This is a genomic window from Pseudomonas sp. Ant30-3 (assembly GCF_000690905.1).
In the GTDB taxonomy this organism is placed as follows: Bacteria; Pseudomonadota; Gammaproteobacteria; order Pseudomonadales; family Pseudomonadaceae; genus Aquipseudomonas.
The window spans coordinates 154,392-173,930 of the sequence record NZ_JMCL01000030.1 but is presented as its reverse complement, the minus strand read 5'-3'; the positions used below and the strand labels follow the sequence as shown (position 1 = coordinate 173,930).

The 19,539-nt window shown below is 57.4% G+C and carries 20 protein-coding genes and 1 pseudogene; 9 read left to right on the top strand and 12 right to left on the bottom strand.

Going from position 1 to position 19,539, the window contains the following annotated elements; translation table 11 throughout:
* Nucleotides 1-28 precede the first annotated feature (28 nt).
* Nucleotides 29-283, top strand: a complete 255-nt coding sequence (locus tag DU29_RS0108375; RefSeq protein ID WP_028621331.1) for a hypothetical protein — start codon at nucleotides 29-31, stop codon at nucleotides 281-283.
* Nucleotides 284-381: 98 nt separating this feature from the next.
* Here the strand turns inward: DU29_RS0108375 and DU29_RS1000000132225 are convergent.
* The 3 genes and pseudogenes from DU29_RS1000000132225 to DU29_RS0108360 all read right to left on the bottom strand — a co-directional run.
* A pseudogene (locus DU29_RS1000000132225) lies at nucleotides 382-522 on the bottom strand (MFS transporter); the annotation flags it as partial.
* Nucleotides 523-555: 33 nt separating this feature from the next.
* On the bottom strand, nucleotides 556-3,393 hold the full coding sequence (locus DU29_RS0108365; RefSeq protein ID WP_033050381.1) for a PAS domain-containing hybrid sensor histidine kinase/response regulator: 2,838 nt from the start codon (nucleotides 3,391-3,393) through the stop codon (nucleotides 556-558).
* A 269-nt stretch (nucleotides 3,394-3,662) separates the two neighbouring features.
* Nucleotides 3,663-5,222, bottom strand: coding sequence for a GGDEF domain-containing protein (locus tag DU29_RS0108360; protein ID WP_028621329.1), 1,560 nt, complete (start codon nucleotides 5,220-5,222; stop codon nucleotides 3,663-3,665).
* Nucleotides 5,223-5,599: 377 nt separating this feature from the next.
* On the opposite strand from DU29_RS0108360, the gene DU29_RS0108355 reads away from it, so the two are divergent.
* Nucleotides 5,600-6,028, top strand: a complete 429-nt coding sequence (locus tag DU29_RS0108355) for a DUF2231 domain-containing protein (protein ID WP_028621328.1) — start codon at nucleotides 5,600-5,602, stop codon at nucleotides 6,026-6,028.
* Entirely contained in the window at nucleotides 6,025-7,317 is a 1,293-nt protein-coding gene (locus tag DU29_RS0108350; RefSeq protein WP_028621327.1) for a PQQ-dependent sugar dehydrogenase, read from the top strand. The genes DU29_RS0108355 and DU29_RS0108350 overlap by 4 nt, the downstream gene beginning before the upstream one ends.
* Before the next feature lie 276 nt (nucleotides 7,318-7,593).
* On the opposite strand, the gene DU29_RS0108340 is transcribed toward DU29_RS0108350, so the two are convergent.
* Entirely contained in the window at nucleotides 7,594-8,367 is a 774-nt protein-coding gene (locus tag DU29_RS0108340) for an AraC family transcriptional regulator (protein ID WP_028621326.1), read from the bottom strand.
* A 288-nt stretch (nucleotides 8,368-8,655) separates the two neighbouring features.
* Here DU29_RS0108340 and DU29_RS0108335 point away from each other — a divergent pair, with 288 nt between their 5' ends.
* From DU29_RS0108335 to DU29_RS0108325, 3 genes are read left to right on the top strand one after another with little or no spacing between them, the layout of a single operon-like run.
* On the top strand, nucleotides 8,656-9,582 hold the full coding sequence (locus tag DU29_RS0108335; protein ID WP_028621325.1) for a 4-hydroxyproline epimerase: 927 nt from the start codon (nucleotides 8,656-8,658) through the stop codon (nucleotides 9,580-9,582).
* Between the two features lie 50 nt (nucleotides 9,583-9,632).
* The gene (locus tag DU29_RS0108330; RefSeq protein ID WP_028621324.1) at nucleotides 9,633-10,574 is read left to right on the top strand and encodes a dihydrodipicolinate synthase family protein; all 942 of its coding nucleotides are present in this window, start codon (nucleotides 9,633-9,635) and stop codon (nucleotides 10,572-10,574) included.
* A gap of 28 nt (nucleotides 10,575-10,602) precedes the next feature.
* Nucleotides 10,603-11,874 (top strand): NAD(P)/FAD-dependent oxidoreductase, encoded by a 1,272-nt coding sequence (locus DU29_RS0108325; protein WP_028621323.1) that lies wholly within the window; start codon nucleotides 10,603-10,605, stop codon nucleotides 11,872-11,874.
* Nucleotides 11,875-11,899: 25 nt separating this feature from the next.
* On the opposite strand, the gene DU29_RS1000000133190 is transcribed toward DU29_RS0108325, so the two are convergent.
* Nucleotides 11,900-12,040, bottom strand: a complete 141-nt coding sequence (locus tag DU29_RS1000000133190; RefSeq protein ID WP_236645590.1) for a hypothetical protein — start codon at nucleotides 12,038-12,040, stop codon at nucleotides 11,900-11,902.
* Between the two features lie 172 nt (nucleotides 12,041-12,212).
* Here DU29_RS1000000133190 and DU29_RS1000000132800 point away from each other — a divergent pair, with 172 nt between their 5' ends.
* Together DU29_RS1000000132800 and DU29_RS0108315 are read left to right on the top strand one after the other, a co-directional pair.
* Nucleotides 12,213-12,515 carry a hypothetical protein gene (locus DU29_RS1000000132800; protein ID WP_161781282.1) on the top strand — a complete coding sequence of 101 codons (303 nt, stop codon included), beginning with the start codon at nucleotides 12,213-12,215 and terminating at the stop codon, nucleotides 12,513-12,515.
* On the top strand, nucleotides 12,446-13,261 hold the full coding sequence (locus tag DU29_RS0108315) for a DUF1206 domain-containing protein (protein WP_028621321.1): 816 nt from the start codon (nucleotides 12,446-12,448) through the stop codon (nucleotides 13,259-13,261). Before DU29_RS1000000132800 ends, DU29_RS0108315 begins: the two co-directional genes overlap by 70 nt.
* Nucleotides 13,262-13,425: 164 nt before the next feature.
* On the opposite strand, the gene DU29_RS0108310 is transcribed toward DU29_RS0108315, so the two are convergent.
* From DU29_RS0108310 to DU29_RS0108290, 5 genes are read right to left on the bottom strand one after another with little or no spacing between them, the layout of a single operon-like run.
* On the bottom strand, nucleotides 13,426-13,662 hold the full coding sequence (locus DU29_RS0108310) for a Rieske (2Fe-2S) protein (protein ID WP_028621320.1): 237 nt from the start codon (nucleotides 13,660-13,662) through the stop codon (nucleotides 13,426-13,428).
* Nucleotides 13,646-14,503 (bottom strand): iron-containing redox enzyme family protein, encoded by an 858-nt coding sequence (locus DU29_RS0108305; protein WP_028621319.1) that lies wholly within the window; start codon nucleotides 14,501-14,503, stop codon nucleotides 13,646-13,648. Before DU29_RS0108305 ends, DU29_RS0108310 begins: the two co-directional genes overlap by 17 nt.
* The gene (locus DU29_RS0108300) at nucleotides 14,500-15,303 is read right to left on the bottom strand and encodes a dihydrodipicolinate synthase family protein (protein ID WP_028621318.1); all 804 of its coding nucleotides are present in this window, start codon (nucleotides 15,301-15,303) and stop codon (nucleotides 14,500-14,502) included. The genes DU29_RS0108305 and DU29_RS0108300 overlap by 4 nt, the downstream gene beginning before the upstream one ends.
* A complete protein-coding gene (locus DU29_RS0108295; protein ID WP_028621317.1) occupies nucleotides 15,293-15,811 on the bottom strand; it encodes a DUF6190 family protein in 519 nt (172 codons plus the stop codon). The genes DU29_RS0108300 and DU29_RS0108295 overlap by 11 nt, the downstream gene beginning before the upstream one ends.
* Nucleotides 15,804-16,979, bottom strand: coding sequence for a pyridoxal phosphate-dependent aminotransferase (locus tag DU29_RS0108290; protein ID WP_028621316.1), 1,176 nt, complete (start codon nucleotides 16,977-16,979; stop codon nucleotides 15,804-15,806). Before DU29_RS0108290 ends, DU29_RS0108295 begins: the two co-directional genes overlap by 8 nt.
* A 296-nt stretch (nucleotides 16,980-17,275) precedes the next feature.
* Between DU29_RS0108290 and DU29_RS01000000129690 the strand changes: the two genes are divergently transcribed.
* A complete protein-coding gene (locus DU29_RS01000000129690) occupies nucleotides 17,276-17,851 on the top strand; it encodes an acyl-homoserine-lactone synthase (RefSeq protein ID WP_236645589.1) in 576 nt (191 codons plus the stop codon).
* A gap of 18 nt (nucleotides 17,852-17,869) precedes the next feature.
* Here DU29_RS01000000129690 and DU29_RS1000000131265 read toward each other — a convergent pair whose 3' ends face one another.
* Both DU29_RS1000000131265 and DU29_RS0108275 read right to left on the bottom strand, forming a co-directional pair.
* Nucleotides 17,870-18,598 carry a helix-turn-helix transcriptional regulator gene (locus DU29_RS1000000131265; protein WP_236645588.1) on the bottom strand — a complete coding sequence of 243 codons (729 nt, stop codon included), beginning with the start codon at nucleotides 18,596-18,598 and terminating at the stop codon, nucleotides 17,870-17,872.
* A 233-nt stretch (nucleotides 18,599-18,831) separates the two neighbouring features.
* Entirely contained in the window at nucleotides 18,832-19,470 is a 639-nt protein-coding gene (locus DU29_RS0108275) for a glutathione S-transferase family protein (RefSeq protein WP_028621314.1), read from the bottom strand.
* Between the last annotated feature and the right edge of the window lie 69 nt (nucleotides 19,471-19,539).

Sequence of the window (19,539 nt, the reverse complement as noted above, 5' to 3'; positions counted from 1 at the left end):
TATCCCTCGCCATCAGGACTGACTACAGATGACCGATTTGATACGCGGCCTCCAAGGCCCCCGAACTGCCCGGCAAGAACTGTTTTACGACCTCGAGGATGCCGCCTCGATTATCGGCTGGGCAGTGGTTCAACTGTCCGACATGGCTGGCAGCGAAGCCAACAGCACAAAGGCGCAGGCGTTGAAGAAAATCTGCGAGCTGATGAGCCTTGAGCAAACCAAGCTCAGCGGTTACGCCGACGAGGTGAAAGCGGGTACGATTACGCGACCCGAAGCGAGTTAGCGCCAAAATCGCCAAGCAATGCTCGATTTCTGTCTTCAAATGACAAGGCCCAGAATATTCAGGGCCTTGTCATATCAGCACGTTGATGATGTGCATTGCTTGAACGAGTGGCCACTGGCACCGGCACCCTCCTCCGATTCTGCAGCCAGGGTACGTTCAATCTGCTCGGCCTCAGCGGCGCTCAGCCACGGCGCCTTGCTCGGACGGTCGGGCAATTTTTTCCAGACGACCATGGCGAAGAACCGCACATTGAGCTGCCCGGCCGGGCAGGTTCATCCGCCCATCAACCTGCGCACCCGCGAAACCAGCGTATCGATTGCAAACGGCTTGGTCAGCACATGCATCCCCGGCTCAAGATGACCTTGGGCAATGGCAGCAGCCTCGGCATAGCCTGTGATAAACAAGGTCTTCAGGCCGGGACGAACCTCTCGGCCTGCGTCTGCCATCTGCCGCCCGTTCATGCCGCCCGGCAAACCCACGTCAGAGATAAGCAAATCGATACGTACCCCTGATCGTAGAACCTTGAGCCCTTCGGCACTGTCCGCCGCTTCAATGACGCGATAGCCCAACTCGTCCAGGACTTCGACCAGCAGCGTGCGTACGGTGTGCTCATCATCCACTACCAGGATCGTCTCGCCGACTGCTGCAAAATCAGGTGCAATATCGCTTTCGGCCTGCTCCTGAACGCTCGCGTCACCAAAGTACCGGGGCAGGTAAATCCACATCGTGGTCCCGCGTCCGACCTCGGAAGAAATGCGCGCCTGACCGCCTGACTGTTTGGCGAAACCGTAGATCATCGAAAGACCGAGCCCCGTGCCCTGCCCGATAGGTTTGGTAGTGAAGAAAGGATCGAACGCTTTTGCGACGATTTCCGGCGTCATGCCTGCTCCGGTGTCACTGACGCACAGCGTCAGGTACTGGCCGGCAGGCAAATCCAGCGCCGGTGCCTCCTGCGCACCTACCCACTGGTTGGCGGTGGTGATGGTGATCTGCCCACCATTGAGCATGGCATCGCGGGAATTGATGCACAGATTGAGCAATGCGTTTTCCAGTTGGCTGGGGTCCACCAATGCAGGCCAGAGATCGTCGGCGCCGACTGTCTTCAATGAAATGCTGGGGCCGACCGTGCGCTGGATCAGCTCACTCATGCCCTCGATCAGTGTGTTGACGTTGGTCGGTCGCGGATCGAGGGTCTGCCGTCGGGAGAACGCGAGCAATCGATGCGTCAACGCCGCAGCTCGCCTTGTCGCCCCTTGAGCCGTCAGCAAATACCGATCGACATCCGACAAGCGCCCTTGAGCGATTCGTGTCGCCATCAGTTCCAGAGCACCGGAAATGCCGGCCAGAAGATTATTGAAGTCATGGGCCAGGCCACCTGTCAGTTGGCCTACCGCTTCCATCTTCTGCGACTGACGCAACTTCTCTTCGGCCTGCATCAACTCGGCCGTACGCTCGGCGACGCGCTGCTCGAGGTGGTCGTTCAGCGAGCGCAATGCGGCGGTGGCGCGGTCACGCTGCGCCTCGACCGAGCGACGCTCTTCTACGTCGATCACTACGCCTGGAAAACTGACCGGCGTGCCGTCTTCAGCGTGATCGACGCGGCCGTTGGCTTCGATCCAGTAATACTTGCCGTCTGCGCGGCGCACCCGGTACTGGTGGGCGTACGCGCCGCCACGTGCAATCACTTCATCAATCGCCGCTTTCAGCCCGGACCGATCTTCAGGATGAACGGTGGCGATCACCTGTTCGAGACTCAAACCTTCGTGCCCCAACGCCGGATCGAGGCCAAAGGCGCGCGCGAAAGCTTCGTCGACGGTGAAACTGTCTTTAGTCAGATCCCAGTGCCACGTGCCGAAGATTGCACCCGCCGCGAGTGCGAGCTGGACTCGCTCGAAGTTCGCCCGAGCAATCATTTCACTCTGGCGCAGACGTTCTTCGGCAGCACGGCGTCCGGTCACGTCACTGAATAAAATCGCAAGTTGCCGATCGGCGCGATCGCCCACAGGCACCGCGCGCACGTCAAACCAGCGACCGAATGCTTTTGCGTAACTCTCGAAGTTGGCCGGCACGCCGGTTTTTGCCACCCGGCCATAGGTCTCAAACCAGAAACGCTCCAGATCGGGCGCGAATTCAGTGACCCATCGACCGCGCAGGTCGACACCTGCCTGACGCTCGAACGCCGGGTTGGCTTCCAGAAAGCGGTAGTCCACGGGTTCGTCGTTGGCATCGAACTTGACCTGAACGATGGCAAACGCCGCCTCGATCGTCTCCAGAATCGTACGGAAACGCTCCTCGCTCTGGCGCAGTGCGGCTTCTGTGCTGCGCACCCGGGTCAGGTCAAGCATCGCGCCAATCATGCGCAGGGCGCGGCCATCCTCGTCGCGAATAATGTGCCCTCGATCAAGTATCTGGGCGTACGAGCCGTCTATTCGTCTGAAGCGGTATTCCCCGTTCCACGCTGTGCCGTTGCCATCGATCACCGCGTGGATTGAAGCGTAGATACGCTGCTGTTCGTCAGGATGAATCTGCGCAATCCACCATTCACCGGTCATCTCTACATTGGCTAAAGGATGACCATAAGCCTGCTCAAGCGCGTCATTCCACTGGACACGATTGGAGGTCAAATCCCAATCCCAGATCGCATCATTGGTGGCTTTGACGGCCAAGCGGTAGCGAGCCTGAGCTTCTTCGATCGCCCGGCCCGCGAGGTGCTCATTGGTGCGATCGCGCAAAATCTTGACGAAACCGAGGTGAACATCGTGATCACCCCACAGCGGCATCATTTCCCCCGAGGCCCAGAAGCGCTGCCCGTCCTGGCGCAAATGCCAGCGTTCATCGGAGGCACGACCATCGCGTAGCGCAATGGCCATTTCCAGCTCGATCCGCCCGGCCGCGCGGTCCTCCGGGGTGAAAAAGCGCGCTGCGCTGCGGCCACGCATTTGCGCTGCGGTCCAGCCCGTGACCTGAGTCGCGCCGGAGTTCCAGTCGGTGATCTTGCCGTCCGGGTCGGTCAGGATCATTGCAAAATCAATGGCACTGTCGAAGATTGCCCGTTGACGCGCCTCACTGCTGGCGAGGGCCGAGCGACTGGCCTCCAGCTCCGCCTGCATTTGCGCTGAAACAAGTCGTTCGGTCGTCACGGCGCCTGACTGTCGCTGGTTTGCGTGGTCGCCCGTGTCCGCAGATGGCGGTGCAGACCCGGCGTCGTTGCGCGGGGAATTATCCCGGCCGGAGGGCGGCGTTTGCGCCTCGAGTCTGGCAGCCTCGAGCGCCAGACGAAGGCTCGCCACCTCGGCTTCGAGTTCCTCTCGGGATAAATGTTTCAGGATGTCCCCCAACTGATGCACCGTCTCTTTTTCATGCGGATATCAAGGTTGATTTAATGCGTCGCAGGTTCGGTCATGGCGACCCCGCTACGCCCTACTTGTTTCACGCCATACATTGCCTGATCCGCCGCTTTGAGCAACGTGTCGAGAGTTTGCCCGTGTTCCGGGCACAACGAGACGCCGATACTGCACGAAATGGATAGCTCACCAGCGCTTGTGACAACTGTCTGCGCAATGGATTCAAATACCCTTGCAGCCAACAGTTGGGCGCTCTCGTGAGGGGTCAGGCTGGACAGCAGAATGACGAATTCATCGCCCCCGTACCGGGCAACCGTGTCACACGAGCGAGTGGCTTGCAGCATGCGGCTGGCCACCGCCCGCAGCACTTGATCACCGGCTTCATGGCCATACCGGTCATTGATGTCCTTGAAGTGATCCATGTCGATCAACAAGACGGCGAACTGCACTCCGTTTTCCTGCCAGTTTGACCAGGCTTGATCAAAGCGATCGGCGAACAGGTAGCGATTGGGTAATTGGGTGAGCACGTCATGGGTGGCAAGGTAGGCAGAACGTTGATGCTCGAGGTCGGCTCGCTCGATGGCCTTGAAGTGCCTGACTAACACCACCGGCATGCAGATCAGTACTCCGCCGAGCAAGGTCAGGATGATCAGCATTTCGTCAGTCAGTACGTCTGTGAACCGTAGCTGACGTTCGAACACCAGTGTCATGGGCTGGGAATTGTTGCGAATTTCGACCCGGTCGGCCAAGCGCGGCAAGAAGAAACGATCGAGCACACCGGCCTGTAGCGGTGGCGTGGAAAAAACCGGACTTTGCGTACCGGACGCCGTTTTAAGAATGGCATCGATGCGCACCAGCGGATCAATGTTTGCATCGTTCACGGCCTCGAGCAGCGCTCCGGTTTTAACCAGGAGCAACGACATCATCGTGCTGCCGAAGAAATTCGGCCGCACCTGCTCTCGCGCCTGCGATGGTCGTGTGACTGACTGCATCAGGATGTAAGCGTTATCGCCCTCGAACATCGAAAAAACCGGCGAGACAACCGGTTTTTGATGATGGCGGGTCAACGCGAGGGCGTACGACAAGTGGCCGACGGTTTCCAGCCGCACGCCGTAGATCGAACTGGATTCCGGCAGCGACGGGTACATGAACAACACCGGCCATGTTTCCTTCAGATAGACCTGAGGGTGACCCGGCTGTCCGGCCAGACTCGGGAAATCCTTGAGTTGGAAATCTGCTCGCCAGGTGCGTTGCAGCAACGCTTCGAACGCCGCTTGCTCGGCGACGGGAACCGCCCTCGCCGCTTCCAGCATGTAAATGTGCGGGTAGGCGGATAACACAGCGGCGGCATAGCGGGCGGCGGCTTCCGTATCGCTTTGATCGACGGCTTGCAGGAAAGCGGAAAACCCCGCCAGCACCGCTTCGTTGGTGTCGAGCTGGTTGCGCACGATGCCGGAAATATTCTGCACGTATTCCGAAAACCGCGTCTCCCTGCGCTGGGTTTCGGACTTCAGCAACAGCAATGCGCAGAACCCGACCAGGCCGACAGCGAGGACAATGAAGCCAATCAGGGAATTGCGCCGCTTGGTCAACATTGCGACGTGCCCGTGCCAGGAAGGTACAGGATGCCCGGGCCAGCCACTTCCGGATGCAGATTCCACATAGCGTCTCGTCCCTGTCTCACGCGGCTGGTGTGCCCGGCTTCTGGATATTTGCGGCCGATTCTAAGGCAATGCGCCACTGTTAAGAATAGGGATGATTAATTGAGTAGCGCGCGGTGCGTCGAGTTTCAGGCGAATGGATTCGCCGGCGCCATCGCTGGCAAGCCAGCTCCTGCAAGCATCTCGGTCAGAATCCGCGGGAACTATCGCGCGCATGCGGCGATCATTCCCTAGGCGCAACCTGCGCGCCACTGATGGACCCGATCAGCGCTGAGGTTCAGCCCAGGGTCGCAGAACCATTAGGAGTCGACATGACCGTTACCGTCCAACCGACCTACCGAAGTACGCCTGGCCCGCTTCACGCCATCCTCCTCGCCGGCACGGTTCCGCTGTTTCTCGGCGGTCTGCTTAGCGACATCGCTTATTACAAGAGCTACCAGATTCAGTGGAGCAATTTTGCCTCGTGGCTGATTGCCGGCGGTTTGCTGTTCTGTGGTTTGGCGCTGTTGTTTGCACTGGCGAATCTGTTTCGCGCGGAGCGCAAGTCCGGGCGACCGGTCATGTATTTTCTGCTGCTGTTGCTGACCTGGGTGTTGGGGCTGGTGAACGCCTTCGAACACGCCAAGGACGCCTGGGCGGCCATGCCTTCGGGCCTGGTGCTGTCCGTGATCGTCACTCTTCTGGCCTTCGTCGCGGCATGGACAGGGCTGACCAATCTGCGTTCGGGAGATGAGCGATGAGATATCCAGGCGCATTGACTGCCTTAAGTATGGCGCTGTTGCTGAGCGCATGCGGTGCCGACGGTGACAAGACCCAGGCACGCGGGCCGGACCCGAAAATGCCGGAAGTGCAGCACACGTTATTGCCGAGCATGAAGATTGCTGAACCGGCGGCCTGGGGTGAGCAAAAACCCACGGTGCCCGAGGGCTACAGCATTACGGCCATCGCCACCGACCTGAAAATTCCGCGCCAGACGCTGGTGCTGCCCAACGGCGATATTCTTGTGGCGGAGGGTCGTGGCGGCAGCGCCGCGAAACTCAAGCCCAAGGATGTCATCGCCAGCTACATCAAAGCCAAGGGCAACACTCAGGTCAAGGGCGGCAATCGCCTGACCCTGCTTCGCGATGCTGACGGCGACGGCACGTACGAGACCAAAACCGTGTTTGCGGAAAATCTCAACGCACCGTATGGCCTGGCTTTCGCCAATGACAAAGTGTACGTGGCCAACCAGGATGCGCTGGTGCGCTTTGACTATGTCGACGGCCAGACTCAGGCCGGCGGACCGCCCGTCAAAGTCACTGACCTGCCAGCCGAAATCAATCACCACTGGACCAAGGCGCTGGCCGTCAGCCCTGACGGACGCTTCCTGTATGTCGGCATCGGTTCGAACAGCAACGTCACCGAGCGCGGCATGGAGGTCGAGATCGATCGGGCGATGGTCTGGCAGATCGATGCCGAAACCGGTGCGCACAAACCGTATGCAACCGGCTTGCGCAACCCGACTGCACTGACCATCCAGCCCGATTCCGGGCAACTGTGGGCGGTGGTCAACGAGCGCGATGAATTGGGGCCTGATCTGGTACCGGACTACCTGACCTCCGTGCGCGAAGGCAGCTTCTATGGCTGGCCTTACAGCTATTGGGGCCAGAACGTCGACTCACGTGCGCAACCGCAGAATCCGGAGAAGGTCGCGGCCGCGATCAAACCGGATTACAGCCTCGGCTCGCACGTGGCTGCGCTCGGCGTCGACTTCTCGATACCGGAAATGGGCGAGAAATTCGCCGATGGCGTTTTCGTCGGTGAGCACGGCAGCTGGAATCGTCCTGACCCGGTCGGCTACAAGGTCATTTTCGTGCCGTTCAGCAATGGTAAGCCGGCGGGCGAGCCCGTCGACTTTGCCACCGGCTTCCGTGGCACGGACGGCAAGACCCGCGGCCGGCCTGTGGGTGTCACGGTCGATCCGCGTGGTGCTTTGATCATCGCTGATGACCTGGCCAATACCGTGTGGCGGGTCACTCGCAACCGGTAACTGCACCGTCACAACTGCACCACGATAACGACAAAGCCCTGTTCATTCGGGGCTTTGTCGTTTCTGGCCATCAGACGGGCCATTAATTTGAATCCCTGTGCCATCACAGGGTCATTAAAAGGGAGAGCAGGAAGACGACACAGCAGTGGAGGAATTTATGAGCCTTGCAATGACAATCTTCAGCATGATCGCCGCCTGGCTGGCGATTGCTATTTCGATGCTGTGGGGCATGCTGAGAATCGCCCGTCGCCATCAAGCGGATATCCAGGCCCCCGCTCAACCAGACGTCGCCTGCCGATACTGGCGCGGCGTAAACCCGGTCAAAGCTTTGAACTGACGTGTGAATGCGCTGTGATCGGTATAGCCGCATTGCAATGCAATCTCGGTAATGGGCAATGCGGTGATCAGCAATCGATGCGCATGTTCGAGGCGAATCTTCTGGATCATTTGCCGTGGCGTCAGGTGGAATACACGCTTGCAATACCGCTCCAGTTGCGCGACCGAGATATCGGCGATGCGAGTCAGTTCGGCCAATGCGATGCGCCGGTGGAAATGAGCGCGGATATGTTGATCGACAGCGGCCAGCCGTTGATAAGCCGGGTGGGTGTCAGCAGCTGATTGCAAGTCAACCGAAATGCCCGTCAGGCCGATGATTACACCTTCCCGATTCAACAGTGGCTGCTTGTGCGTCAGGCACCAGCCGGGTTCGCGGCTGCCGTAAAGGTGCAGTTCGAGTTGATCCTCCAACACCAAACCCTGCTCCAGCACGCGGCGATCCTGTTCGGTATAGCCCGGCCCCAACTGTGCCGGAAACACCTCGGCGCTGGTTTTCCCCAGCAGCGGTTTCAAGTCCTTCAGGCCGCAGCGCTGGACCAGCGTGCGATTGGCCATGACATAACGGGCCTGGCTGTCCTTGATGAAAATGGTGGCGTTGGGGATAACGTCCAGCATTGGCAAAAGCGGTGCGATGCTGGAGAGCAGGTCTTCGAGGGTTTGCGCGCGAGATGAGTCGGGGTCTTGGCAAAGGTGAGCGAATGCGTTGGGTGTCATTGGTTTTGCTGCCTCTGCTCAAGATTGTCGGCGATTGACAGTGCGTAATCGCGAGCAAGCTTTGCTCCCACCAAGCTTTACTCCTGCAAGTGTTAGCAGATTGCCGCACGGTCGCGCCGGTGTCGAGCGCTGCCCTGTGGCGAGGGGGCTCGCCCCCGTTGAATTGCGAAACGCCCTCCAGCGCTCCAACTATGCCGATTTCGTCATCCTACCCGACATAAAACATCAATCGCCGCGCCGTCCGCAAGTTCAGTGTTAACGCCGAGCCGTCACTGAATGGACCCTCCCATGAAAAAACTCCACGTCATCGATTCCCACACCGGCGGCGAACCCACGCGCCTGGTGATGTCAGGTTTCCCCAACCTGCCCGGCACCTCCATGGCTGAAAAGCGCGACGCCCTGCGTGATGAGCATGATCAATGGCGCCGAGCCTGTCTGCTCGAACCGCGAGGCAACGATGTATTGGTCGGCGCGCTGTATTGCCCAGCCGTTTCGGCCGCAGCGACCTGCGGGGTGATCTTCTTCAACAACGCCGGTTACCTCGGTATGTGCGGGCACGGCACCATCGGCCTCGTCGCATCGTTGCATTATCTTGGGCACATCAGCCCGGGGGTGCACACCATCGACACACCCGTCGGTGCGGTCAGTGCCACCCTGCACGAAGACGGCGCGGTCACGCTGCGCAACGTGCCGGCTTACCGTTATCGCAAACAGGTGCCGGTGGAAGTGCCAGGTTACGGCCGCATCTACGGCGATATCGCCTGGGGCGGCAACTGGTTTTTCCTGGTGGCCGAGCATGGCCATGCGCTGCACATGGACAACGTCGACGCCCTCAGCGCTTTCACCTGGTCAATACTCAAAGCGCTGGAAGCTCAAGGAATTCACGGCGAAGACGGCGCGCTGATCGACCACGTGGAATTGTTCGCCGACGATGCCGAGGCGGACAGCCGCAACTTCGTCATGTGCCCCGGCAAAGCCTATGACCGCTCCCCTTGCGGCACCGGCACCAGCGCCAAACTGGCGTGTCTGGCGGCCGACGGCAAACTCGCCGAGGGCGAGATCTGGGTTCAGGCGAGCATCACCGGCAGCCAGTTCGAAGGCCGCTTCGAATGGGAAGGCAAACGTGTCCGCCCATTCATTAGCGGACGCGCTTACATGACGGCCGACAGCACCTTGCTGATCGACGACCAGGACCCTTTCGCCTGGGGCATCTGAATGGCCCCCTCCCCTTATCCAGACTTGAAAAAATCCCAGGAGCTAGACTGATGAGCGCAAACATTTTCACTGGCTGCATTCCGGCGTTGATGACCCCCTGCAACGCAGAGCGAAAACCTGACTTCGATGCGTTGGTGGCCAAAGGTCGCGAACTGGTGGATATCGGCATGAGCGCCGTGGTGTATTGCGGCTCCATGGGCGACTGGCCGCTGCTTACGCAAGCCCAGCGCCAGGAAGGCGTTGCGCGTCTGGTGGACGCCGGTGTGCCGACGATTGTTGGCACCGGCGCCGTCAATAGTCGCGAAGCGGTTTCTCACGCGGCGCATGCAGCAGCGGTAGGCGCGCACGGCTTGATGGTGATTCCTCGCGTACTCTCGCGAGGTGCCTCCGCCACCGCGCAGAAAGCTCACTTTGCGGCCATCCTCGAGGCGGCGCCGGGGTTGCCAGCCGTCATCTACAACAGCCCTTATTATGGTTTTGCCACCCGCGCCGAGCTGTTTTTTGAATTGCGTCGCGAGCACCCGAACCTGATCGGCTTCAAGGAATTTGGCGGTGCCGCCGACTTGCGCTACGCCGCCGAAAACATCACCGGCAAAGATGACAGCGTGACGTTGATGGTCGGCGTCGATACGCAAGTGGTCCATGGTTTCGTCAACTGCAACGCCACCGGCGCCATCACCGGCATCGGCAATGCCCTGCCGCGTGAAGTGCTGCAACTGGTAGCCCTGAGCAGGCAGGCCGCCAACGGTGACGCCAAGGCACGCCGCCTGGCACGCGAACTGGAATCGGCGCTGGCCGTGCTGTCCTCGTTCGATGAAGGTTGCGACCTGGTGCTGTTTTACAAGCACCTGATGGTGCTCAACGGCGATCAAGGTTACGCCCTGCATTTCAATGAGACCGACGAACTCTGCGATTCCCAGCGCCGCTACGCCGAGCAACAATACGCGTTGTTCCGGCAATGGTATGAGAGCTGGTCAGCCGATCTCGCCTGAAAAACGCCACCGCAAGGATCCCCGGAACATGCGCGACCCAAACACGGCTAACCCGCCGCACGATATCGCCATCGTCGGCGCCGGCATCATCGGTGTTGCCTGCGCCTTGCGCCTGGCGCGTCAAGGCTTGCGGGTCGTGGTCATCGACCGACAGGCGCCCGGCCACGGTGCTTCGTTTGGCAACGCCGGGCATTTGGCGACCGAGCAGGTGTTCCCGATTGCCGACCTGTCCATTCTCAAACGGCTGCCGTCGATGCTGATGGACCCGATGGGGCCGCTGCGCCTGGACTGGAAATACCTGCCGCGCGCCCTGCCCTGGTTCACGCGTCTGTTGCTCAACCTGCGCTCGGCGCCGTTCCAGCAAACAGTCGCCGGTTTGCGCGCGCTGAATGAAAGCAGCCTGGGTGCGTGGCAGCGGTTGCTGACGGCCATTGAGCGTCGCCACCTGCTGAAGGAGGACGGCTCGTTGCTGGTGTTCGAACGCGCCGACGCGCGACAGGCGATCGAAGCGTTGCAAAAGCGCTTGCATCAGCAACAGGTGCCGGTGGATTTCTGGTCTGCCGGCGCAGTGCACAACGCCGCGCCACAACTCAGCCATCAGATTCAGGGCGGGCTGTTCTTCCCGCGCACCGGGCATTTCCTCGATCCCTATCGCGTGGTTTGCGAGCTGGTGAACGCCGCACAAGCCAGTGGCGTGGAGTTTGTGCAACAGCATGTTCAGGGCGGTCACTTGCACGAGGATGGCGTTGCACTCGTCACCGACCAAGGCACGTTGCAAGCTCGGCAGGTACTGATCGCCTGCGGGGCTCATTCAGCCGAATTGACCGCCGCATTGACCGGCAAAAAGATCCCGCTGGATACCGAACGCGGTTATCACCTGATGCTGCCCCATGAACACAATCGGCTGCCCTTCGCCGTCACCTCACTGGAACGCCGATTCATCATGACGCCGATGGCCGCCGGGCTGAGGCTGGCAGGCACCGTCGAATTCGCTGGCCTGCACAGCCCGGCGAACATGCAGCGCGCCTGGCAGTTGCATCACCTGAGCAAAGGTCTGTTTCGTCGGGATCTGAACGCTGAGGAGGCGACTCCGTGGATGGGCTTTCGTCCGTCGCTGCCGGATTCCCTGCCGATCATCGACCGGGTGTGTGAGGGCAAGGTGCTGTTGGCGTTCGGGCACCAGCATTTGGGCTTGACCCAGGCGGCGGTGACTGCCGAACTGGTTTGTGGACTGGTGTCAGCGGGTTCTGCGAAGCCCGGTTTGCCCGCGCTGCACCCCTACCGACTCGATCGCTTTTGAAGCAGCGTGGGGCTGCGCAATAAACTCAAGAAACCAGCAGCGCCTCGCTTTTTACGATTGCCGGAATCGCCACTTGCATCCGTTGGCGGTCCAGCCAACCTCGGGTTTTCGCGACGTCGAAGATTTGTCCTTGGTCGATAAGCGCGAGAATCAGTTCATCGGACACCCGATAGCGTCCGCAGTCAGGACAGTCCCTTTCCTCCCAAGGCCCATGACATTGAATGCGCTCTGCGGCGCTGACACAAATAAGACAATTCATCGCGATCACCATTGTTGTAAGTATTTCTGGATCGTCGTGCGAAAAGAGAAGCCGCTGACTGGTCGACCGAATTGATCGGATGAAGTTCGCGGCGATGGCGCTTTCAGGACATAGAGGTCGTACCTGTGACTTGATGCTTGCTTTTACTCCGCCGAATGAACACCAGCCGTATCAACTAGAGCATGAGGACAACGCAGCGTTCGTTCACCTTGAATGCGGCGGCGCGACAGGCGTGAGCCTTGCTTTGATTTTTTCGAACGCCTTGCGGGTTTATGGGTCTTCTGTAGTAATACTTTTTCTGGAATCAGACGTATGTCCGCTCATCAAGGCCTGGTTGTTCTCGCACGCGGCGGTTATGCCGCGCGAGGCGTTATTTACCTGATCATCGGGATCTTCGCGTTACTGGCTGCTCAAGACTCGACTAAACCCAAGGATAGTCACAAAAGCCTGGAAGCATTGTTTAGCCAGCCATTCGGTTACGTGCTGGTCGGGCTGGTAGTGGCGGGCCTGCTGGCGTTCGCCGCTTGGCGTGTGCTGCAAGCGACCCGCGACGTCGATCATCACGGCAAGGAATTCAAAGGCCTTGTCATTCGTACCGGATTGCTGGCCGGCGGTTTGGTTAATGGCGCACTGGCGTTTTTTGCCCTGGGTCTACTCGTCAGTGGGCGCAAGAGCTCGGGCGATTCCGGAGGTGGTCAGACCAAGGACCTGCTGGCCAGCCTGCTGTCCTGGGAATATTCGAACGTATTGGTTTACCTCATCGCACTGGTGCCATTGGGCGTCGGCATTGCTCACATCATCAAAGGCTGGAAGGCGACGTTCGAGAAGTACTTCGAAGCGGATGAAGACGTGATGCGTTATGTGCGTCCGGTCTCTAGATTCGGCCTGATTGCCCGAGGCGTAGTCTTCATCGAAATTGCCGTGTTACTGCTGGTCAGCGGCTCGGCCTATAAAGCCATGGACCCGCCGGGCATGAAAGACGCGCTCGATGCCCTGCAGAACCTGCCGGCAGGTGCAGTCATATTGATGATTATCGCATTGGGCCTGATCGCTTTTTCCGTCTACAGTTTTGCCCAAGCGGCGTGGCGCAAGATCAATATGGATGTGCCCGGAGTATCGCGATCCTGAAGCTGAACGCAAAAGCCTCCAGGCTAGTCAAGGCGCTGACCTGGAAGTAAACGGATGGAACCCATGTGGATAGCGGCGGGTACATTTGTCTGTCAGCTGACAACGACGCGATATTGGCGAAATCCTACCCCCATTCACGGCGCAGGACTCGCCAAAAGCAATGATCAAATCAAGCGTCTGACATCCAGGCGCCCACAGGGCGGGCCGCTCAGTTGCTCACCGGTCTCTAGACTGAACACGGAGAAATGCAATGGACAGGTGATGCTCTTGCGCTGTTCATTGACCATACCGTGTTCCAGCCACCCTGCGCGATGTGGGCACGTGTGCGGCACTTCAAAAAGCTGATCGCCGAGTTCCACGGTGAATCTGCCGGGGCGATGAAACTCAGAGGGCTCGCTCAATCTCACGCTCCTTGTCAAAAAATTCTTGACGCCTGGCCTTATCGACCGCCGCATCAAAAGCTGCATTGGTAATTTCCCGTCCCATACAGATGCCCTCCCACGCTTTGACCGGGTCCAGATCGCCCGTCGCATCCATCGCTTTCAGCAAACGCTGGCCTTCGATGGCGTGAAACACATCAATGTGCACATGCTCGGAATAATACGTGTGAGCCTTGATTTGCAAACGCGAACAAATCGATGTGTAGCACTCGAAGAAAAACGGCACGACCGTTTCGAAATAGGTAATGACTCCTGCGAAATAGGACGGATCATCCGCCCGCATTGTCAGCCAGCAAAACATGTTGGGGAACGAGAACCCGGCTGCAGCATTGACGTCAATGTAGAACGCCAGGTCGGTCGGCATCTGCAATTCGTTCAGCAGGTCTATGTACAGCGTGGTGTGGGAACGCTTGAGATTGCCGGAGCCGAACTCATCAATCATCATCCGCAACATAGGCATCTGAGCGGCGAGGCTCAGTCGAGGCATAAGGTGATAGAACACCTGCGCCTCGGTCAGGCCATCCAGCGCGAACTCCTGCACCAGGATCTTGAATTCCTCACGCGTCATATGATCGCCAACGTAGGCTGCGCTGGGCGGCATTACGCTGCGTTCCAGTTCTACCAGTTCCGCGAGTTGTTTGCGCAAACCGGCCAGGTCGGAGGGCGTGTTGGCAGTTCGCGTTTTCTGGATCGTTGAATCGATCCAGTCACGCTCAAAGGCCAGGATATGTGCGGGCAATGGCTGAAGCTGTTTGATACAGGCGCGATTGGCCAGGAACAGATCTTTTTGCTGTGCGTTCATGCCATGGCCCCCTCTGCCACCAACACTTTGTCCGTGGTGATGATGCCTCGCGCCTTGAGTTCCTTTTTGACGTGCGCGTACCAATCGTCCGCAGCGAGTTCGAAGCGCTGGTCGAGCGATTCCACCAGCGCACTTACCAAAGGTTGCTGTGCACTTATTGCCATGCGACAGAGTGCAGGTTCCAGATTGGCCAACGACACGACATTGCCGTCGGACTGCAGCTCTCTAGCCAGGAGCATTTCCCAGCCGAGGAAGTAATCCAGACCCTCATTGCGCAGCTGATCGATCTCGCTTTGGACGCGCGGCTGCGAGGGTGAATCCTTGATGCCGATGACCCTGGGTAACCGCGCAATCGCCATTAACGTATCAAAGCTTTTTTCGTTGCCGGATAGCGCAGACTCGTTGTAGATGAAGATATCCATGGAAACGGCGTCATGAACGGCGCGGTAATGCTCAATGATGTCTTTCTGATTCGTCCCGGATGCGAAAGGCGAAGTAAACATGATCGCCTGAGCACCCAGCTCCTGGGCCAGCAGCGCGTATTCAATCACCTCGGCCGTAGTGGCACGTTCGATGCCAGCGATCACTGTTTTATCCTGTGCGTGGGCAAGCGTCAGCTCCAGCATACGTTGCCAGTCGCGACGCCCCAGGCGCCAGCCCTCACCGGAAGTCAGGCAGGGAATGTACCCGTCAACGAAGGGCCTGGAGCTGTGCATCAACCGGCGCACGCTGGTTTCACAAATACGCGATTGCTCATCAAGCGGGGTAATCAACGGGACGAAAACATTTTTAGCCGACATGCTGAAAGTCCTCCTGTTCAATGGACATCTCACGGGACTGTTCGTAAAGACTTTGCAGTTTCTCAGGGAAGACGGGGCCATTTATCAATGAAGGAAACGGTTGCAGGAAAGGCTGTAACGCTTCCAGTTCACGCAGTGCACTGTCGTGGGTGAAGAGTGGTTGCTGATGCTCGACTACCTGCGCGGCGAGTAATTTTTTTTCGACGCTCAGATGCGCCCAATTCGTCTGCAGGCAGGCACGCTTGAGGACTTTGCTGCAATAGCCCTGACGCTGAATGTCCATGTCCGTATGGAGGACGTCCATAAAGGGGTAATAGACATCCTGCAACTGGCGGCTCTTCTTCCAGATGATGGCATCGCACATTCCGATCTGACCGAAACTCATCAGGATCTGACGTGAATAGAAGGCGTTGAAAAAAGCCAGGGATGTCTCTCGGATGCCGGGATCGGCATGGTGCATGCCCATGAACACAGTGGCATCGATAACCGGGATGATGGGATCAGTCATGGTACTGCTCCAGAGCGCGGGCGATGGTGTTGACGGCCTGCTCGAACTCGTCGGGTTTGCGGGCCAATGCCAGACGAATGTACTTTTGCCCCGCCTGCGGCTGACTCCAGTAGAAGTATTTGCCAGGCAACACGTAGACTTCGTACTCCATCAAATACGCCTGCAAGTCATCGGCTGTGACACCCCCGCGCATGATTTCAAACCATGCAACGCTGGTTTCGACCATGGGCGTTACGTACCGAAGAAAATGGCCATCGAGGTGGCGTTTGGCGCTTGTGCGATTGACTTCGAGCACGCTGCGAACAGATTCGAAATCGTCTTCGCTACTGTCTCGAATGTACTGGGTCACCACATTGAGAATGAAGGGCGAGACGTTCAGCAATACACTGGTGACGATGCTGTAGATGTCAGCGTTGATGTCCGTACTGGCCATGATCGTTGCGCACTTGGTGTCCTGCAGTGGCCAGGTTTTACCGGTGTCTTCCATAACGATGTATTGGGTGCCAATGTCGTCCAGGATTGCATAAGCGTCGAATCGGCAGCCGCCTGCTGTTTTGAAAAATGCCGCAAAGCAGAAATCCAGAATCAGCAATTTGCCGTGGTCCTTGCAGTAACGCGCCACCTCCACAAAGGTGTCGGCGCCAGTGGCAAACATGCTTGAACCGGTCGGGTTGTTGGGATCTACCAGAAAAATCGAATCAACATCGGCTGCTGCCGTTTGAAGTTTTGTGTAGACGCTTGCTGGCGATTGGAAAAGGCTTTCATCCAGTGCAGTCAACGGCACTTCCATGTGTTTGAGCAGATCGTGCAGGTTATCGAAGCAAGGCTCGATCAATCCCACACTCATGTTGCGTTTGCGCAGGTAGGTTGCGGTGATGTGCATCGCAATTGAGGCGGCGTACACGAGGTAAATTTCATCGTGTCGCTTAAGCGCGTGTTGTTGTCCGTGAAAGGAAAAAAACGCCTGAATGAATTCTTGCTCGCTCTGATACTGCGTGCGGTTTTGCGCGCGATACCAGAGTTCGGGCAAGCGCTCGACAATTTTTCGCTGAGTCACACTCTGATCCTGGTGCGTGTGGGCGTCAGCCAGGTTAAAGCGTGTTTTCAGGGCAGAAATTTCATGCTGGGTGATGTCTTCCTTGACGTCATGACGGGCTGCAACATTCATCTTGTTATTCCTGTAAGAGTCAACTTAGTTATCTACGTAGATAGCCTGCTCACAAATCTGCAGATAAACCCGACCCAATAATTAACGTTGCTCTTTTGCTCTACAACTGTACCTCAGTGCAGGTTTGTATTTTTTTTACACCTGTCTTTAGGTACAGTTGTATTTTGCAGTTTCAATCGCCATTCTCCTCGCGCGTTACAAACCGATTAATGTAGTTGTACACGGACGGAATTCATAAACGCATGGACCAGGTAATTTTTCACAAAGTCGATTATTCAGATGCCTCAGAAGAACTGATGGGCAACCTGTTCCGATTGAGAAAGGAAGTGTTCGCCGACCGTCTGGACTGGCGGGTCATCGTTAACGAGGGCAGGGAGATTGACGAATATGACAATGCCTCTTCAACCTACCTGGTAGGCGTCTATGCAGGCATACCATTGGCCAGCCTTCGTTTGATCAATACGCTGAACCCTTACATGGTGGAGGGACCTTTTCGCGGCTTCTTCGACTGTACGTTGCCCAAAGACCCGTTGATTGCTGAGTCCAGCCGCTTTTTCGTCGACAAGACCCGTTCCCGCGCACTAGGCCTGAGCAGAGCACCGATCACCGAAATGTTGCTTCTGGCGATGCACGATCACGCCACTCGACAGGGTTTGCGATCGATCATTACGGTGGTCAGCCAGGCCATGTCGCGCATCGTTCTAAGGGCGGGATGGCTGTATGAAGTGTTGGCTACAGGCGAGGCTTCACCGGGGGAAAAAGTGCTGTTGCTGAATATGCCAGTGTCTTCCGAAAATGATAAGCGACTCAAGGAGGTGATCGAGTCGAAGAGTAAACAGCCACTGCGCAAGGCACTGGAGATCACCTGCTAATCAAGGCGCAGGCACCTTTTAGACCAACCCCAGACTTACAGCTTTGTACACGGCTTGCTTGGCGTTGCAGACTTGAAGTTTATTGACGACATTGGCCATGTGGAATTTCACAGTGCGAATCGAGATGGCACAAATGGCGGCAATTTCCCTGTATGCCTTACCCATGACAACCCACTTGAGCACGCTCAACTCGCGATCCGACAGGCCGGTCTCATCCAGATCAGGAAAAAGCTCATTGAGGGAAAAACAATTCGTTAAACGGCTTTGAAATTGAACGAGTGTCATCTGGATTTCCGCCGCGTTTCCCGTCATGAACTGCTCAAAATCATGACGACGCTCGGTATTGCTGATGCTCAATGCGGCAAAAAGCCCGTGGGCATCATGCAGATTAAAAGTGAAACCATCGGATATCCGGTATTTCTCCGAGGACGCAAACACCTCCCGCCCCATCCCTGAATCCTTCGATTCAAGCGCCTCATGCCAAAAGAACGGCGCTATACATTTCATGCCGTGTCTGATGACAGGATCTATGAGGTGGTAACCCTCGGTTTTATACACATCGAGCCAATGCTCGGGATAGTTGGAAAAGATTCTTGGTTCAACCTCACGAGCCTTGGACGTGAGGAAATAGGCGTAATGGCAGCCCTCCAGAGGCAACAGGCATTTTTCAAAAGCAGTTCTCAGACGTTCATCCATTTGCGAAATCGGGTGTAACGCTTTGCCCCCTTTCAAGTACCGAGTGCTCATAAAAACTCCTTTTTTTATGGTTGCGGCTGACGTTTGCGCTGCTGCATCTCAATTGAGGCAATGATTCAATCTCGGTCCCGCTACGTAGTAAAGCCAAATCAACACTACAAGGATGCCCGTGGGCACTGAATCAATATTGCATTAGCCGATGTCAAACGGACTGTCGGACATCCGCCCTCCTCTGTACCAGTCAGCGGCGTTGAGGCCCGGGAGGCTCCCAGGCCAGTCCCGTGTTAATCCGTTGGAGCGTTGCGAGATTCGGCGAGCCCTGCCTGTACGGCAGGACGGGACTCAATCACCGCCAGCCAGCGCACCACATGGGTATACGACGTGATATCCAGCGCCAGCTCTTCATGGGTACGCAGCCAGGTGAACGCCGCGATGTCGGCGATGGAGTACTCATCGCCAGCCAGATAACTGTGCGAGGCCAGCTGTTTGTCCACCACTCCATAGATTCGCAGCGCCTCTTTACGGTAGCGCGCAATGGCTTCTTCGTTGCGCGTCGTGCTGCCGTGCAGGAACCACCACAACTGCCCCAGCATCGGACCAATGGCCCCTACCTGAAAGTATAACCATTGCTGAACGGACAGTTTTACAGCAGAAGAATCAGGCTGCAGACATTCAAATTTTTGCGACAGGTAACCGAGAATGGCAGCGGATTCGAAAACCGAGATACCAGCCTCATGATCAACGATGGCCGGAATTTTCCCATTGGGATTGATCCGCAAAAAATCCGCCGAATGTTGCCTGCCCGCGGACAGGTCGAACTTCACTTTTTCACAATCAATGGCAGCTTCTTTCAGGAAAATACTGATTTTCTGCCCGTTGGGTGTATCCGCTGTGTAAAGCGTGATGGGGTAAGACGCACTCATATGAAATCTCCTGTTGAGGACATTCTAATTGCATTTGCAATCATATTGAGGCGTGCAGTATGGTGCAAG